The following is a 16,064-nucleotide window of genomic DNA, read 5'->3' on the forward strand; positions in this document are numbered from 1 at the left end:
TCGCGAACCCGGTTTCCCTGACAGAAAACCTGACATGAATCAGCTCCCGCCAGGACGAATTACGCCATGCTCCGGTGTTTTTTGCCTCTACGCTTGAAGAGCCCGCCCCATCGCCGGAGTGTTCTGTGTTTGCCAATCTGCTGATTATCCTCGCCTCCTCCCTGGTGGTGATTGCCCTGTTCCGACGCCTGCGCCTGCCGCCGGTGCTGGGCTATCTGTGCGTAGGACTGATGGTCGGCCCGAAGGCCTTCGACTGGATCAACGAAAGCGAGCATCTGCCGGACCTGGCCGAACTGGGCGTGGTGTTTCTACTGTTTTCCCTGGGGCTGGAATTCTCCCTGTCGAAAATGATTGCGCTTCGCCAGGTAGTGTTTCGCCTGGGCAGCCAGCAAGTACTGATCAGCGCTGGCCTGCTGGGAAGTGTACTGATGCTGCTGGGCATGCCTCTAGCCCCGGCGCTGCTGCTCGGCGCGGGCCTTTCGCTTTCATCCACGGCGATCGTCACCAAAGAACTGGGCAGCCTCGGCGAAATCTTCAGCAGCCATGGCCAGAATGCGGTCGGCGTCTTGTTGTTTCAGGATGTCGTGGCGGTGTTGTTATTGACACTGGTGCCCGTCTTCGCCGGCAGCAGCGACCAGGCGTGGTATTGGGCGTTGCCGCTGACACTGCTCAAGACAGTCGTGCTGTTCATGGGCTTGCTGCTGGCCAGTCGCTGGCTGTTGCCGCGCCTCTTCCAGGAAGTGGCCGCATCGCGTTCGGCCGAGCTGTTCGTACTGTTGGCGCTGGTCATCGTGTTGCTCACGGCATGGCTGACTCACCTGCTTGGCTTGTCCCCTGCCCTCGGCGCGTTCCTGGCGGGCATGCTGCTGGGGGAAAGTCATTATCGGCACCAGATCGAAGCCGATATCCGGCCGTTCCGCGACATCCTGCTCGGCCTGTTTTTCGTCAGCATCGGCATGCTCATTGACCTGCAACTCTTCATCAGTCACAGCCTTCTGATCATCGCCATGACCCTGGGCCTGCTGGTGATCAAGGGCTCCGTGGTGGCGCTGCTGGTGAAATGGCGTGGCAGCGACAATGAAACCGCCTGGCGCAGCGGCCTGGCCCTGGCGCAGGGTGGCGAGTTCTGTTTCGCCCTGATGGCGCAGATGCAGCAGAATAATTTGATGCCCGCCGATCTCGGCGCCCTGCTTCTCGCGACGACGTTCTGCTCAATGCTGCTGACACCGCTGATGTTGCGCGCCGCCCCTCGCATCGCCGCGGCCCTGCATCGCAAACCCAATGAGGAAGCACAGATCGAGCAGATCAGTGCCCTCAATGCCGGTCTCGATCAGCATGTGGTGATCTGCGGCTACGGGCGTGTCGGTCAGTCGATCGGACGCTTCATGCGCAATGCCGGGCAACCTTACATCGCCCTGGACAACGACCCCGTACGTATCCAGGAGGCAGCCACCGTCGAACGCGACGTGCATTACGGCGACTCTGCACGCGCCGACCTTCTGACAGCAGTCGGTTTGCTGCGTGCAAGGCTGCTGGTGATTGCCGTGGATAAAAGCGATGTAGCGTTGCGGGTGCTCAAGGAGGCGCGGCGACTCAACCCGAAAGTGCCGATTCTGGTGCGCACCCGCGACGACAGCCAGTGGTCCGAACTCAAAGCCGCCGGCGCCAGCGAAGTGGTTCCTGAATTGCTGGAGTCAAGCCTGATGCTCGCCGCCCACGCCCTGATTCTTCTCGGCCTGCCGGCGCACCAGGTGCAGGAGAAAGTCGATCGGGTGCGCATCGACCGCTACCGCCTGCTGCATGGCTTTTACCCGGGTGCCGACGATGAGGAGACCTAGTCCTGACTCACCGCGCCGATCTTGTGCAAAGACAGGTCCGCGCCGTAGTACTCCTGTTCCTGGCTCAGGCGCAGGCCATGCAATGCCTTGATCGAGCCATAGACGGCGAAGCCACCGACCAACGCCACCACAACGCCCGACGCCGTGCCGATCAACTGACTGATCAGGCTGACGCCGCCGAGCCCGCCCAATGCGGTCGAGCCGAAGATCCCGCAGGCGATGCCGCCCCACACGCCACATACTCCGTGCAGTGGCCAAACCCCCAGCACATCATCGATCCGCCATTTGACCTGCGCCGCCGTGAAGCACCAGACAAACAGGGCGCCGGCAATCGCACCGGTGACCAGCGCGCCCACCGGGTGCATCAGGTCGGAGCCCGCGCAAACCGCCACCAGACCGGCCAACGGGCCGTTGTGCAGAAAGCCCGGGTCATTGCGCCCGACGATCAGTGCCGCCACCGTTCCGCCCACCATCGCCATCAATGAATTGACCGCCACCAGGCCACTGACACCTTGAAGGGTCTGCGCGCTCATCACGTTGAAGCCGAACCAGCCGACGATCAGGATCCACGATCCCAACGCCAGAAACGGAATGCTCGACGGCGCAAACGCCACCAGCCGGCCATCGCGATAGCGACCGTTGCGCGGCCCCAGCAACAATACCGCCGCCAGCGCCAGCCAGCCGCCCATGGCGTGAACCACCACGGAGCCGGCGAAATCATGGAACGATGCGCCGAATCGCGCGGCCAGCCAGGCTTGCAGCCCATGGTTGCCGTTCCAGATCAGGCCCTCGAAAAACGGATAGATGAACGCCACGATCAGCGCTGTTGCGCACAGCTGTGGAACGAACCGGGCCCGCTCGGCAATGCCGCCGGAAATGATCGCCGGAATCGCTGCCGCAAAGGTCAGCAGGAAGAAAAACTTCACCAGTGCGTAACCATGATCGGCACTGAGCACGGTTGCCGGTTGCAGAAACGTCACCCCGTACGAGATCCAGTAGCCTATAAAGAAATAGGCCAGCGTCGACACCGCGAAGTCGCTGAGAATCTTCGACAGGGCATTGACCTGATTCTTCTGGCGAACCGTGCCGACCTCCAGAAAGGCGAAACCGGCGTGCATGGCCAGCACCATGACCGCACCGATCAGAATGAATAACGTGTTGGAACCATGAACGAGCGTATCCACAGCGCTTTGCAGATTTTCCATGAAGAGGCAGACCCAAGGCTGAAAAAGGCACCAAAGCGGTTCATGCGGACATTTCACGCACCAAGTTGCGACCGCGCAGATCACCAGCCCACGGAGCGGGTGAACCGTTTTGGCGCACTAGGCCGATGTCCTGCGCTGAACCCGTGTCATCCGGGCTATGATTCCCGGTTTCGCGCCCGGCAATGGCGCACCATGGCCAGACGACGCACCACGCCACAGCAAAAGATGTACCAGTCATTCGTACTGAACCTTCACGCAAGGCGCATACTCGAAAGTTTCAGAAGCCGCTTCAGACCGCCACTTACGGAGATCCCCAATGGCCAGCATCAAGGCAAAGACTGCTCAAGAAATCCTGATGAACGACTTCCAGACCCTGGTCAGCGACACCGAACGGTTGCTGGAACATACCGCCACACTCGCCGGCGATCAGGCTGACGAGTTGCGCGAACAGATCCATGAAAGCCTGCTGCGCGCACGGGAAACCCTGAAGTTGACCGAAGACACTCTGCGCCAGCGCGGTCAGGCTGCGGTCAATGCCACTGAAGATTACGTATCGGCCAATCCGTGGCAATCGGTGGGCATCGCCGCCGGGGTAGGCTTTCTGCTTGGCCTGCTGGCCACGCGGCGCTGATCATGTCGATCGGTGAATCCGGCCCGACTGCGGGCACTGCCTCTTCCACACGGCGCCTGGGCGCTGCCGTCCTCGGTCTTCTGCACAGTCATGTCGAGCTGTTCGGCATCGAACTGCAAGAGCAAAAGGCGCGCACTGTCAGCCTGTTACTGTTCGCCGGTCTGGCACTGGTATTCGCGCTGCTGTTGCTGGTCGGCCTGTCGACACTGGTCCTGATCGTGTTCTGGGACACCTATCGTCTCGCCGCGATCATCGGCCTGTGCGTGTTCTACACCCTGGCGGCGATCTTCTGCGGGCTGCGCTTGAAGGCTGCAATATTCGATGAATCCTCGCCCTTCCACGGCACCCTGGAAGAACTGGCCAACGACCGGGAGCGCCTGTTGCCATGAGCCTGCCTGAACTTCCGCGCAACAGCTCGCGCCAGGAAATGCGCAAGGCCCTGATTCGCCTGCGCATGGAAATGCATCGCCAGGAAATACGCCACGAAACCGGACAACTGATGGAGCCTTTGCAACGCATGCGTGGCATGAAGCAGAACCTGCAGGAGGGTTTCGGCATCAAGCACGCCCCGTTGTGGGGCGTGGCAGCAGTGACGTTGCTGGGTTTTCTCACCGGCAAGGGCGCCAAAAGCGGTGGCATCGGCGGCGTGAGCCGTTTGATCCGCCTCGGCACCAGCCTCGCACCGCTGATCAGACTGATCATGCAGAATTCCGGCAAGCGCTGAGTTTCACATCTGGCTGCATTCTTGCACTGCACGCGGGATCGAATCTCTTTATCAGGAGATTCGATCCCGCTCGCCTGTACGGCTGGCAGGACCCGACCAAAACAATAATGACCAAGGAGGCCCCGTGATCGACGGGCAACCGCTCGCCTGCTTTCAGCCTTTCATCGATACCGCCACCGGACGCATTGCAGGCGTCGAGGCTCTGGGTCGCCTGCGCCAGGCGCAAGGGCAACTGGCGTCGGTCGGGCCGTTGTTCGCCGATCCAAGAACGCCCGCTACCGCACTGCGCCGCCTCGACCGGCAGATTCGTGACAATGCGCTGAGCCGGTTTCACGACGCACCACCGGACTGGTTTCTCAGCCTGAACATGTCACCGCGCTGGATCAGCCGTTTGCGCCCCGACCAGGCGCTGCCAAGTCTCAAGCAATTGGCCCGGCATGGCGTCGATCCGCAGCGGATTGTCTTCGAAATCACCGAACTGAGTGGCAACAGCCAGCGCTTGTCTGAAGTGGTGGCGCGCTACCGCGATGCCGGGGCTCGAATCGCCATAGACGATTTCGGCGCCGGGTACTCACAGCTCGATCGCGTGCTGGCCCTGCAACCGGACATCCTCAAGCTCGACATGCGCCTGTTTCAGGCCGCCGCTCTCGGTGGGCCCAGCAGCGATGTGGTCAAGGCGCTGGCGCAGATGGCGGAAAAAACCGGTTGCCGGATCATTGCCGAAGGGGTGGAAACCGAGGCCCAGCTGAATTTCGCCCTGGAGGTAGGCTCACGTTATGTACAGGGGTTTCTGTTCGCCCGCGCGCAGCAGGCTTTCTTTGCAGCGGACGCTTTCGTCCCGCGCTTCGCTGAACTGCGCCAGGCCTATGTGAAGCAGAAGCTCGCCGAGCGTGGCAAGCTGATGTCGATGCGCCAACAACTCGCTGAGCTGATGACGATCCTGCAGAACTGGGCTCAGACCCGCGCCCCGCTCAGTGCCTTGCCGCAACTGGATGCCTTTCCGTGGCTGCTGCGTTTTTACCAGTGCGATCGTCAAGGCACCCAACTGACACCGAACCTGGAATGGCGCCAGAGTGGCTGGGTTGCCGACAACCGTTATCTGGGTCACAACTGGTCGTGGCGTCCTTACTTCTACCATTTGCTGGCCGAAGGCCGGGAAGAACGGCGACTGATGCTTTCCAACACGTATCGCGATGCCACCACCAACCAGTATTGCCTGACTGCCGGACAGTTCTTCGACAATGGCGAACGCCTGTTGCTGATCGACATCGACGCCGCCGGGCTGTAGTTGCACTTGCAGACGTCCCCCCGAACCGGGAAGCTAGGGCACCAGTCACCCGACGGAGAGAATCAGCCTTGGATTGGCAAACCCTGCTCAACCGCGAACGTCTCGGCAAGCCGCTGCACAGCCCGCAGGAACTCGGCCGCAGCCCGTTCCACAAAGACCACGACCGCATCATTTTTTCCGGTGCCTTCCGCCGTCTGGGCCGCAAGACACAAGTGCATCCCGTCTCGAGCAACGACCATATCCACACGCGCCTGACCCACTCGCTGGAAGTCAGTTGCGTCGGACGCTCGCTCGGCATGCGCGTCGGTGAAACCCTGCGTCGCGCCCTGCCCGAGTGGTGTGAGCCGAGCGACCTGGGCATGGTCGTGCAGTCCGCCTGCCTGGCCCATGACATCGGCAACCCGCCCTTCGGCCATTCCGGCGAAGACGCTATCCGCCATTGGTTCCAGCAGGCCGCCGGGCGTGGCTGGCTGGATGCGATGAGTGACGCCGAACGCGGTGACTTCCTGAACTTCGAAGGCAATGCCCAGGGTTTCCGGGTTCTCACGCAGCTGGAATATCACCAGTTCGACGGTGGCACCCGCTTGACCTATGCGACCCTCGGCACGTACCTCAAGTACCCGTGGACCGCGCGTCACGCCGACTCCCTGGGGTACAAGAAACACAAGTTCGGCTGCTACCAGAGCGAGTTGCCATTGCTGGAGCAGATCGCCCACAAGCTGGGCCTGCCGCAACTCGAAGAACAGCGCTGGGCACGTCATCCGCTGGTGTATCTGATGGAGGCCGCGGACGACATCTGCTATGCGCTGATCGATCTGGAAGACGGACTGGAAATGGATCTGCTGGACTATGCCGAGGTCGAGTCATTGCTGCTTGGCCTGGTCGGCGACGACTTGCCGGAAACCTATCGGCAGCTGGGACCGCAGGATTCGCGTCGGCGCAAACTGGCGATCCTGCGGGGCAAGGCCATCGAACACTTGACCAACGCCGCTGCCCGGGCCTTCGTCGAACAACAGGACGCGTTGCTGGCCGGGACGCTGCAGGGTGACCTCGTGGAGCACATGCATGGTCCGGCCAAACGTTGCGTGCTGAATGCCAAGGACATCGCCCGCAAGAAAATCTTTCAGGACAAACGCAAGACGCTGCATGAAATCGGCGCTTACACGACCCTGGAAATTCTGCTCAATGCGTTTTGCGGCGCGGCTTTGGAACAACACAATGGCCGCACGCCGTCCTTCAAGAGCCGCAGGATCCTCGACTTGCTGGGCAACAATGCGCCGGACCCGCATGGCCCGTTGCACACCTCGTTTCTGCGCATGATCGACTTCATCGCCGGCATGACCGACAGCTATGCCAGCGACATGGCACTGGAAATGACCGGGCGCTCCAGCCATTGATAACCGGCCGCCCGACCGATCAGCCATGGATCGGTCGGGTCAGGGATCGCAATCAATAACCGAAACAACAGTCCATGAATGGACGACAAACATTAAACAAGCCGATTTTCGGCCATACACAGATTTCCAGCGGGAATTCCGAAGAGGACACCGCGTCTCTCTACCTACGCCAAAACTAGTTATTGCGTAGTCTCATTCCTCTTTACTTGTAGGAACAATCCTAGATTGCTGCTGAGACCCTGTGGGTTCATGCGACCGCTCATCCAACTGAGCTAAGGTGCGCCCTTTAATCGCGCTCGCATGGGACTTTATATGAACTCCGTTTTTATCGTCGACGATCATCCCGTTATTCGTCTTGCCGTTCGAATGCTTTTGGAACATGAAGGTTATAAAGTCGTCGGGGAAACCGATAATGGCGTCGATGCCATGCAAATGGTTCGTGAATGCGCTCCCGACCTGATCATTCTCGACATCAGTATTCCGAAACTGGACGGACTGGAAGTTCTGGCCCGCTTCAATGCCATGAGTTCTCCCTTCAAGACGCTGGTCCTGACTGCACAGTGCCCTACACTGTTCGGTATCCGCTGCATGCAGTCCGGTGCATCGGGCTATGTGTGCAAACAGGAGGACCTGAGTGAACTCGTAAGCGCAATAAAGGCTGTTCTTTCCGGTTACAACTATTTTCCCAGCCAGGCACTGAATCCGGTTCGCAATGATGATATTCGCTACGTGGAACTGGAACTTTTCAAGTCGGTAAACGACAGGGAGTTGATGGTGTTGCAACTGTTTGCCCAGGGCCGGACAAACAAGGAAATTGCCAAGGGCATGTTTCTCAGCAACAAGACCGTCAGCACTTATAAAAAACGCCTGATGCAGAAACTCAAGGCCAAATCCCTTGTAGAACTTATCGAAATGGCCAAACGTAACGCACTCGTGTGAGAGCCAACATGTCCAGCCATTTAAAGAAGTGTCTGATCATTGCGAGTACATGCCTGGGGTTAAGTGCTTCAGTAACAGCCACGCCCGCCTCGCCACAAGACTTGACCCTGCTCAGCCGTTCGACCGGCAGATCACTGCCGGTAGTGCTCGAACCTACGCAAAGAGACTGGCTGAACAGGCGCAACGAACTGATTCTGGGCACCTCCGCTCCCGACTATCCGCCATTCGACATGACCGCCAGCGGTCGTGATTACGAAGGTTTCACCGCGGACTACGCCGGAATCATCGGGCAGGCAACCGCCCTGCCGATCAAGGTGAAGCGGTTTTCCAGCCGAGAAGCCGCCATTGCGGCCTTGATCGACGGCAGCATCGACATGCTCGGGACATCCAACGGGCTGGAAGCGGAGAACGTCAGTCTTGTCCTGTCCAGCCCCTACGCCATCGATCAACCCGTGCTGGTGACCCGCGAAGGCGAAACCCGTTCATTGAGCGAAGGTCTGGCCGGTTTGCGTCTGAGCATGCTGTATCACTACCTGCCGCTGGACGAGATCAAGACCCTGTACCCCAAGGCGCTCGTTACGGCCTACCCGTCCTACCAGAACGCTATCAATGCAGTGGCGTTCGATCAGGCGGACGTGTTTCTCGGCGATACCATTTCCACCCACTACATGATCAGCAAGGGCTACCTGAACAACATCCGCATGGCCAATTTCGGCAAGCACGAAGCGCACGGTTTCAGTTTCGCCGTGCGTCGTGACAACCCGCAATTGCTGGGCATCATCAATAACGTGCTCAAGGCCGTCCCGGCGAGCGAACGGGAGCATATCGCCAAACGCTGGAGTGCCGGCAGCGACACCTTGCTGACCGATCAGAAACTGCAACTGACCCACCGCGAAGAGCAATGGCTGAAAAAACACCCGGTGGTCAGCGTGGTGGTCAACGAGGCCTTCGCTCCCCTGACATTCTTCGATACCGATGGCAACTTTCGCGGCATCAGCGCCGACCTGCTCGAACTCATACGCCTGCGCACCGGTCTGCGCTTCGACGTACGCCGCAGCCGCAGTGACGCCGAGATGATCAAGCAGATCGAAAACCGGCAGGTCGACCTGATTGCCGCTCTGCTGCCGACACCCCGAAGAGAGGAAACCCTCCGATTCAGCCGCCCCTATCTCGAAAACTCCTACGTCCTGCTGACGCGCAAGGCAGCCGACAGTCCGACACACCTCGGACAACTCAAGCGCAAGCGCCTGGCCATTGCCCAGGGCAACCCGATGATCGAATATCTGCGCCGCGAGTTTCCCCACATCCAGTTGATTGAAACGCCGGACACCTTCAGCGCGGTGGCCTTGCTCGACGAAGGTCAGGTCGACGGAGCCGTGAATTCGCTGGTGATCGCCAACTACTTCATCGCTTCACACATTTTCGAACAGCCGCTACAGATCACCACCACCATCGGTACCCGCCAGGCAGCGTTTTCTCTGGCAACAGCGCGAGACAACCCCGAACTGAGTTCGATCATCGACAAGACGCTGATGAGCATCACGCCCGAGGAGCTGGGTATCATCAATGGTCGCTGGCGTGGTTATTCAAGTGTTTCCCAGGGTGCCTGGCACCAATATCGGCGTCTGTTCTATCAGGTCATAGGCGGTGCCGGCCTGCTTCTGCTGCTTTCACTGTTCTGGAATGCCTACATGCGCCGCCAGATCAGGCAGCGAAAATCAGCCGAACGCGCCCTGAGCGACCAGCTGGAATTCATGCGCTCGCTGCTCAACGGCACGCCGCATCCAATCTATGTGCGTGACCGGCAGGGATTGCTGCAAAGTTGCAACGACAGCTACCTGGAAACCTTCAATGTCCGGCGCGAAGACGTCATCGGCAAAAGCGTCATGGATGGAGCCCTCAACAACGCATACGAAGCCAGGGTTTTCCAGGCCGATTACCAGCGAGTGGTGACCGAGGGCAAGCCGCTTGTGCTCGACCGGCCACTGCACATCGGCGACCGACGCCTGACGATCTATCACTGGATCCTGCCGTATCGCGACTCCAGCGGTGACGTTCAGGGCATCATCGGCGGCTGGATCGACATCAGCGAGCGCCATGAACTGTTCGATGAACTGCGCACCGCCAAGGAGCGGGCGGACGATGCCAACCGGGCCAAGAGTACGTTTCTGGCGACCATGAGCCACGAAATCCGTACACCGATGAACGCGGTGATCGGCATGCTCGAGTTGTCCCTCAAACGCATGGACAAAATGCACCCGGACCGCGCCAACATCGAAACCGCCTACAGTTCGGCCAAGGACCTGCTGGGGTTGATCGGTGACATCCTGGATATCGCCCGGATCGAATCCGGACGTCTGAGTCTGAGCCCCCAGCGCGTCAACCTCGTCGGGACCGTCGGTTCGGTGATCAGGATTTTCGAAGGTCTGGCCCGTCAGAAACATCTGGACCTGACGCTGAATGTCTCCCCTCCCGGACTGGACGTCGACGTGCACCTGGACCCTCTGCGCTTCAAGCAGGTACTGTCGAATCTGATCAGCAATGCCATCAAGTTCACCGAGCATGGCCAGGTGCAGATCTCGCTGGAAGTGCTGGCCGGCGATCGCCCCGATTGCTCCCGGGTGAAATTGACCGTACAGGACAGCGGCATCGGTATCACGGCCGAGGATCAACGGCGTCTGTTCGAACCTTTCGCCCAGGCCCGCCATGGCAAGTGCCGGGCAATCGGCGGTGCCGGGCTGGGCCTGGTCATCAGCCGAAATCTTTGCGAAATGATGGGTGGCGAACTGCAATTGAGCAGCCAGCCGGGTGTCGGCACCCGAGTCAGTGTGTCGTTGCCCCTGGCGACCCTGCCCGCGCAAGCGACCGGCCCGGAACAGGAACCGCAGATCCAGACCGCCCTCACCCCTCTGAACGTGCTGGTCGTCGACGATCATCCGGCCAACCGCCTGCTGATGTGTCAGCAACTGGAGTATCTCGGTCATCGATACAGCATCGCCGAAGAGGGACGCAGCGCGTTGGAACAATGGAAAGGCAGCACATTCGACCTGGTCATCGCCGACTGCAACATGCCCGTCATGAACGGATATGAGCTGACCCGGGCGATCCGTCGCCACGAAAGGCTCACGCAGCGGCCTGCCTGCGTGGTACTAGGGTTTACGGCCAATGCCCAGCCGGAAGAGATCCTGCGCTGCAAGCAGGCCGGCATGAACGAATGCCTGTTCAAACCCCTGAGCCTGAGCGTCCTGAGCCAGTGGGTCGACAACGTACGCCCCCTGTTTCGTGCGCCGCCGTTCAACTTGCAGGCAATGCAATCGCTGACGGGGGGAAATCCGGCGCAGATGCGGCGACTGCTGAGCGAGTTGCTCAACAGCAGTCGGCAGGATCGCCAGGACCTGCAGACCCTGTCCCGAAGAGGTGACCCCAAGGCGCTGGCCGAGATTGCGCACCGGATCAAAGGCGCTGCACGCATCGCCCAAGCCGCACGCCTGATCGACCGTTGCGATGCGCTTGAACAAGCATGTCTGCAGGCATTGCCGCAATGCGAGATCGAACGCCGGTGCGAAGACGGCCATAACGCCATCCTCGAACTGGAAATGGCACTGGAGAGAGCACTTGAGCAACAACAGGCGCAGTCGGGACAGAGCAGAGTGAGCGGGCCTTAACTATGCTTGAGCGCTGAGCAGTGTGTTTTTTCAACACGGAGAGTCCGCAATGCCCAGCCCACTGCGCCCGGAACAACGCCGGTTTCCCTTGCATGTGCACATCAGCGTCATGTTCACCTTTCTGCTGTTGCTCACCGGTGTAGTACTGGGGCTGTTCAACTATCGGCAGACCACGCAGATCATCCTGTCGAGCGGCGAAAAACTGTTTGAACGCATCGAACAGGATGTGCGCGTCGATCTGCAATCGACCTACGCACCGATCCGGCACTTGCTCAGCCTGCTCGCGGACACGGCGGGAACCCGGGCCGTCACATTGGAACAGCGTCTGACGCTGCTCAAGCCATTCAGCCAGTCGCTGGCGGACAATCCCGACCTGGCTTCGCTGTATCTGGGGTACGACAACGGTGATTTCTTCATGGTGCGGCCATTGCGCACCGCGCCACTGAAGACAATTCTCAAGGCCCCGGATGCGGCGGCCTATCAGGTCTGGAGCATCGAACATGACACCAGCGGCAAGGCCCGCTCGCAATCACTGTTCTTCGATCGTGAACTGACAGCGATCGGTCGTACCGACAATCAGGACGACGCCTACGATCCAAGTGGCCGGGCCTGGTACAAACTCGCGCAGCAGCAGGACGAGCAAGTCACCACCGAGCCCTACGTATTTTTTTCCACGCACAATGTCGGTACCACCCTTGCCCGGCGCAGCGGCGAACACGCAGTCATCGGCGCCGACCTGACCCTCGATGCGCTGTCGGCGACCCTGATCAAGCATGTGGTGACACCGGCGACCGAAATTGTCCTCTATGATGCCGATGGCAACGCCGTGGCATACCCTGACAGCCGCCGATTGATCGTCGATGACCAGAGCGCGCGACTGGCCCGCGCGGCAGACCTGAGCCCGAGCCTGCATGCCCTGTTGACCGGCGAACACCCGGGCAATCGGCTGAACGCCGACGGACGACGCTGGATCTTCGCCCGCAGCCACTTGCAGGAAGGTGGACCCAAAGGCCTGCAGATGGCCTTGCTGGTGCCGGAGGACGAGTTACTGGTCGATGCCTATCGCATGCGCTGGCAAGGTGCGTTGATCACGCTCGCTACGTTGTTGCTGTGTCTGCCGCTGGGCTGGCTGATTTCACGGATTCTGGTCAAGCCGCTGCACGCACTGGTCAGGGAGGCCGATGCGATTCGCAGTTTCGACTTCAACTTCCCCGTGACACGGCGCTCGCCGGTGCTGGAGGTCGATCAGTTGAGCCTGTCGATGGCGCGCATGAAAGACACCTTGGCCAGTTTCTTTCGCATCACCGACAGTCTGACTGCCGAAACTCGCTTTGCCCCGCTGCTGCAACGGGTGCTGTTCGAAACGGTGCAGATCGCCCAGGCCCAGGCAGGACTGATTTATCTGCGCGAAAGCGATGGCAAGCGCATCGAACCTTATGGTCTGGTGATCAATGGTGTTTCCCGGACGCTGTCCGAGTTCGATGTTCAAGGCTACGACCTTGACGCCACTCAACGTCCCGATTGGTTCGGGCAACTGGTACAGGCCGACAACACCGTGACCGGTCTGGGCTTCGAACAGGCCGCCGATCTGCAAAAAGTCCTGCTGGCCATGGCCACGCCCAGGGTTCATCTGATCGGCCTGCGCCTGCACAATCGACACAACGAGACGGTCGGCCTGCTGTTGCTGCTGATCAACGACAGCGGCACGGTTGCCGACCAGGAAAAACTGCGCCCGGACCGCATCGCATTCCTGCAGGCCGTGTCCGGCGCCGCGACAGTGAGTATCGAAAGTCAGCGCCTGCAGGCCCGGCAGAAACAACTGCTGGATGCGTTCATTCAACTGCTGGCCGGTGCGATCGATGCCAAGAGTCCTTACACCGGCGGACACTGCCAGCGCGTGCCGGAACTGACCCTGATGCTCGCTCGTGCCGCCGCAGCCAGCGAGGCGCCGGCCTTCAGCGATTACCAGCCCGGTGAGGACGAATGGGAAGCCTTGCACATCGCCGCGTGGCTGCACGACTGCGGCAAGGTCACGACTCCGGAATACGTCGTCGACAAAGCCACCAAACTGGAAACCCTGAACGACCGCATCCATGAAATCCGCACCCGGTTCGAAGTGCTCAAGCGCGATGCCTGGATCAGTTACTGGCAGGCGCTGGCGTCGGGTGGCGATGAACAGCAACTGGCCGGTTTGCGAGACGCGACACTGATGGCTCTGGATGATGACTTCAGTTTTGTCGCCCGTTGCAATCTGGGCAGCGAAGCCATGGCCGATACCGACCTGCAGCGTCTCGAGGGTATCGCGCAGCGCACCTGGACGCGCACCCTGGATGATCGCCTGGGTGTGTCCTGGGAAGAAAACCGGCGTCAGGCGCGCACGCCGCCACCGACCTTGCCGGTCAGCGAAAAACTGCTGGCGGACAAGCCCGAGCACTTGCTCGAACGCAGCGACGGCGAGCTGATCCCGGAAGATAATCCTTGGGGATTCAAACTCGACGTCCCGCGTTACAAATACAACCGAGGCGAGCTTTACAACCTGAGCATTCCTCGCGGCACCCTGACCCGCGAAGAACGCTACATCATCAACCACCACATGGTGCAGACGATCCTGATGCTCAGTCATCTGCCCTTCCCCGGCCACCTGAACAACGTGGCGGAAATTGCCGGCGGCCACCATGAAAAAATGGACGGCACCGGTTACCCGAAACGTTTGAAACGCGAGGAAATGAGCCTGCCTGCGCGAATGATGGCGATCGCCGATATCTTTGAAGCCCTGACCGCCGCCGACCGCCCTTACAAAAAGGCCAAGACGCTCAGCGAAGCGCTGGCAATCATGGCCACCATGTGCCGCGAAGCCCATATCGACGCCGAGCTGTTCGGCCTGTTCATCCGCGAAGGTGTTTACCTGCAATATGCCGGCCGCTTCCTCGACCCGCATCAGGTCGATGCGGTAGACCCCGCCGGCGTGTTGCGCAAGGCGGGACTGGCGGCGTGATCAGCAGTCGGTCAGGCGCAGGAAAATCGCCGCCAGTCGTTCGATACCGGCCTGATCTTCTGCGCCGAAACGGGCAAGTTTCGGACTGTCGAGGTCGAGTACGCCAATCAGACGACCGTCCTTGACCAGCGGAACCACCAGTTCGCTGTTCGATGCGCTGTCACAGGCGATGTGACCGGGGAATGCGTGAACGTCTTCGACCCGTTGGGTCTGCAGGCTGGCCGCCGCCGCGCCACACACGCCGCGACCGAATGGAATGCGTACGCAGGCGATCTGGCCCTGGAACGGGCCCAGCACCAGCTCTTCATTGCGATTGAGGTAGAAACCGGCCCAGTTCAGGTCGTCGAGCTGGTTGAACAGGAACGCCGAAAACTGTGCGGCGTTGGCGATGAAATCGCGCTCGTCCGCCAGCAGCGACTCCAGTTGCGCGGCCAGCATCCCATAGCCTTCCAGACCCTGGCCGCTTTGTTGCAAATCAATCATGCCTTGTGCTCCAGCAATTTCAGTCCCACCCAATAGCGGGCGAATTGATACGCGCAACGTCCGTTGCGGTTGCCGCGGCCGGTCGCCCAGCGTACGGCTTGAATGTCCAGTTGTTCGTCGCGCTGCCAGCTCAGCCCGGCTCTGGAGGCCAACTGGCCGATCCAGTGTTCGACAACATTGAGGAAGTGTTCCTGGGTAAACGGATAGAACGACAGCCACAGGCCAAAGCGATCCGACAGGGCAATCTTGTCTTCCACCGCCTCGCTGGGATGCAGCTCGCCATCGACGCGCTTCCAGTTTTCGTTGTCGCTTTCCTTTTCCGGCACCAGGTGACGACGGTTGGAAGTCGCGTAGAGCAACACGTTGTCCGGCGCCTGTTCCAGCGAGCCATCCAGCACGCTTTTCAGCACCCGGTAATCGCCTTCGCCGGACTCGAACGACAGATCATCGCAAAACAGCACGAAACGCTGTGGCAGTTTGGCAACCTGCTCCACCACCCGCGGCAGGTCCGCCAGATGATCGCGCTCGATCTCGATCAGGCGCAGGCCGGCCTTGGCGTGCTCGGCCAGCAGCGCCCGCACCAGCGAGGATTTACCGGTCCCGCGCGAGCCCCAGAGCAGCGCATGGTTGGCCGGCATGCCGTCGAGAAACTGTTGGGTATTTCGGCCCAGTTGCTCCAGTTGCCGATCGACACCGATCAGGTCCGACAAACGCATGTCGAGGCTGACCTCCAGTGGCAGCAGGTAGCCGCTGCGCCCGTCGCGCTGCCAGCGGGCAGCCAGGCAAGTACCCCAGTCGATGAGCGGGCGTGGCGCCGGCAGCAACGGTTCGATTCGCGCCAGAACCGACTCTGCGCGCTCAAGAAAAGCATTCAATCGGGAATCCACGTCTTCTCCTCG

At 60.4% G+C, this 16,064-nt stretch carries 12 protein-coding genes; 9 read left to right on the forward strand and 3 right to left on the reverse strand.

Annotated features, from left to right (window positions below):
• Window positions 1–125: 125 nt before the first annotated feature.
• Window positions 126–1,838 (forward strand): cation:proton antiporter, encoded by a 1,713-nt coding sequence (locus NWV16_RS19670; protein WP_260520416.1) that lies wholly within the window; start codon window positions 126–128, stop codon window positions 1,836–1,838.
• Here NWV16_RS19670 and NWV16_RS19675 read toward each other — a convergent pair.
• Window positions 1,835–3,043: an ammonium transporter gene (locus NWV16_RS19675; RefSeq protein WP_260520417.1), complete on the reverse strand. Its 1,209-nt coding sequence runs from the start codon at window positions 3,041–3,043 to the stop codon at window positions 1,835–1,837. The two genes, NWV16_RS19670 and NWV16_RS19675, sit on opposite strands and share 4 nt — an antisense overlap.
• Window positions 3,044–3,359: 316 nt before the next feature.
• Between NWV16_RS19675 and NWV16_RS19680 the strand changes: the two genes are divergently transcribed.
• The 8 genes from NWV16_RS19680 to NWV16_RS19715 all read left to right on the forward strand — a co-directional run bounded on the left by NWV16_RS19680 (window position 3,360) and on the right by NWV16_RS19715 (window position 14,682).
• The gene (locus tag NWV16_RS19680; RefSeq protein ID WP_260520418.1) at window positions 3,360–3,674 is read left to right on the forward strand and encodes a YqjD family protein; all 315 of its coding nucleotides are present in this window, start codon (window positions 3,360–3,362) and stop codon (window positions 3,672–3,674) included.
• A 2-nt stretch (window positions 3,675–3,676) separates the two neighbouring features.
• On the forward strand, window positions 3,677–4,063 hold the full coding sequence (locus NWV16_RS19685) for a phage holin family protein (RefSeq protein WP_065257074.1): 387 nt from the start codon (window positions 3,677–3,679) through the stop codon (window positions 4,061–4,063).
• Window positions 4,060–4,398, forward strand: coding sequence for a hypothetical protein (locus NWV16_RS19690; RefSeq protein WP_260520419.1), 339 nt, complete (start codon window positions 4,060–4,062; stop codon window positions 4,396–4,398). The genes NWV16_RS19685 and NWV16_RS19690 overlap by 4 nt, the downstream gene beginning before the upstream one ends.
• Window positions 4,399–4,522: 124 nt before the next feature.
• Complete coding sequence (locus NWV16_RS19695; RefSeq protein WP_260520420.1) at window positions 4,523–5,686, forward strand: EAL domain-containing protein; 1,164 nt, start codon at window positions 4,523–4,525, stop codon at window positions 5,684–5,686.
• Between the two features lie 68 nt (window positions 5,687–5,754).
• A complete protein-coding gene (locus NWV16_RS19700) occupies window positions 5,755–7,083 on the forward strand; it encodes a deoxyguanosinetriphosphate triphosphohydrolase (RefSeq protein WP_260520421.1) in 1,329 nt (442 codons plus the stop codon).
• 312 nt (window positions 7,084–7,395) lie between these two features.
• Window positions 7,396–8,022 carry a response regulator transcription factor gene (locus NWV16_RS19705; RefSeq protein WP_065257078.1) on the forward strand — a complete coding sequence of 209 codons (627 nt, stop codon included), beginning with the start codon at window positions 7,396–7,398 and terminating at the stop codon, window positions 8,020–8,022.
• A gap of 8 nt (window positions 8,023–8,030) precedes the next feature.
• Window positions 8,031–11,687, forward strand: coding sequence for a transporter substrate-binding domain-containing protein (locus tag NWV16_RS19710; protein ID WP_260520422.1), 3,657 nt, complete (start codon window positions 8,031–8,033; stop codon window positions 11,685–11,687).
• A gap of 49 nt (window positions 11,688–11,736) precedes the next feature.
• Window positions 11,737–14,682, forward strand: coding sequence for an HD domain-containing phosphohydrolase (locus tag NWV16_RS19715; RefSeq protein ID WP_260520423.1), 2,946 nt, complete (start codon window positions 11,737–11,739; stop codon window positions 14,680–14,682).
• Here the strand turns inward: NWV16_RS19715 and NWV16_RS19720 are convergent, their stop codons facing one another.
• The gene (locus tag NWV16_RS19720) at window positions 14,683–15,165 is read right to left on the reverse strand and encodes a GAF domain-containing protein (protein WP_260520424.1); all 483 of its coding nucleotides are present in this window, start codon (window positions 15,163–15,165) and stop codon (window positions 14,683–14,685) included.
• Entirely contained in the window at window positions 15,162–16,052 is an 891-nt protein-coding gene (locus tag NWV16_RS19725) for an ATP-binding protein (RefSeq protein ID WP_065257082.1), read from the reverse strand. Before NWV16_RS19725 ends, NWV16_RS19720 begins: the two co-directional genes overlap by 4 nt.
• Window positions 16,053–16,064: the final 12 nt, after the last annotated feature.

Origin of the sequence: Pseudomonas sp. BW7P1 (assembly GCF_024981055.1) — a bacterium.
In the GTDB taxonomy this organism is placed as follows: Bacteria; Pseudomonadota; Gammaproteobacteria; order Pseudomonadales; family Pseudomonadaceae; genus Aquipseudomonas; species Aquipseudomonas bananamidigenes.

Excerpts from the sequence above, each read along its gene's own strand:
- NWV16_RS19675 (WP_260520417.1), bottom strand. The coding sequence starts at position 3,043 with ATGGAAAATCTGCAAAGCGCTGTGGATACGCTCGTTCATGGTTCCAAC.
- NWV16_RS19680 (WP_260520418.1), top strand. The coding sequence starts at position 3,360 with ATGGCCAGCATCAAGGCAAAGACTGCTCAAGAAATCCTGATGAACGAC.
- NWV16_RS19685 (WP_065257074.1), top strand. The coding sequence starts at position 3,677 with ATGTCGATCGGTGAATCCGGCCCGACTGCGGGCACTGCCTCTTCCACA.
- NWV16_RS19690 (WP_260520419.1), top strand. The coding sequence starts at position 4,060 with ATGAGCCTGCCTGAACTTCCGCGCAACAGCTCGCGCCAGGAAATGCGC.
- NWV16_RS19705 (WP_065257078.1), top strand. The coding sequence starts at position 7,396 with ATGAACTCCGTTTTTATCGTCGACGATCATCCCGTTATTCGTCTTGCC.
- NWV16_RS19710 (WP_260520422.1), top strand. The coding sequence starts at position 8,031 with ATGTCCAGCCATTTAAAGAAGTGTCTGATCATTGCGAGTACATGCCTG.
- NWV16_RS19715 (WP_260520423.1), top strand. The coding sequence starts at position 11,737 with ATGCCCAGCCCACTGCGCCCGGAACAACGCCGGTTTCCCTTGCATGTG.
- NWV16_RS19720 (WP_260520424.1), bottom strand. The coding sequence starts at position 15,165 with ATGATTGATTTGCAACAAAGCGGCCAGGGTCTGGAAGGCTATGGGATG.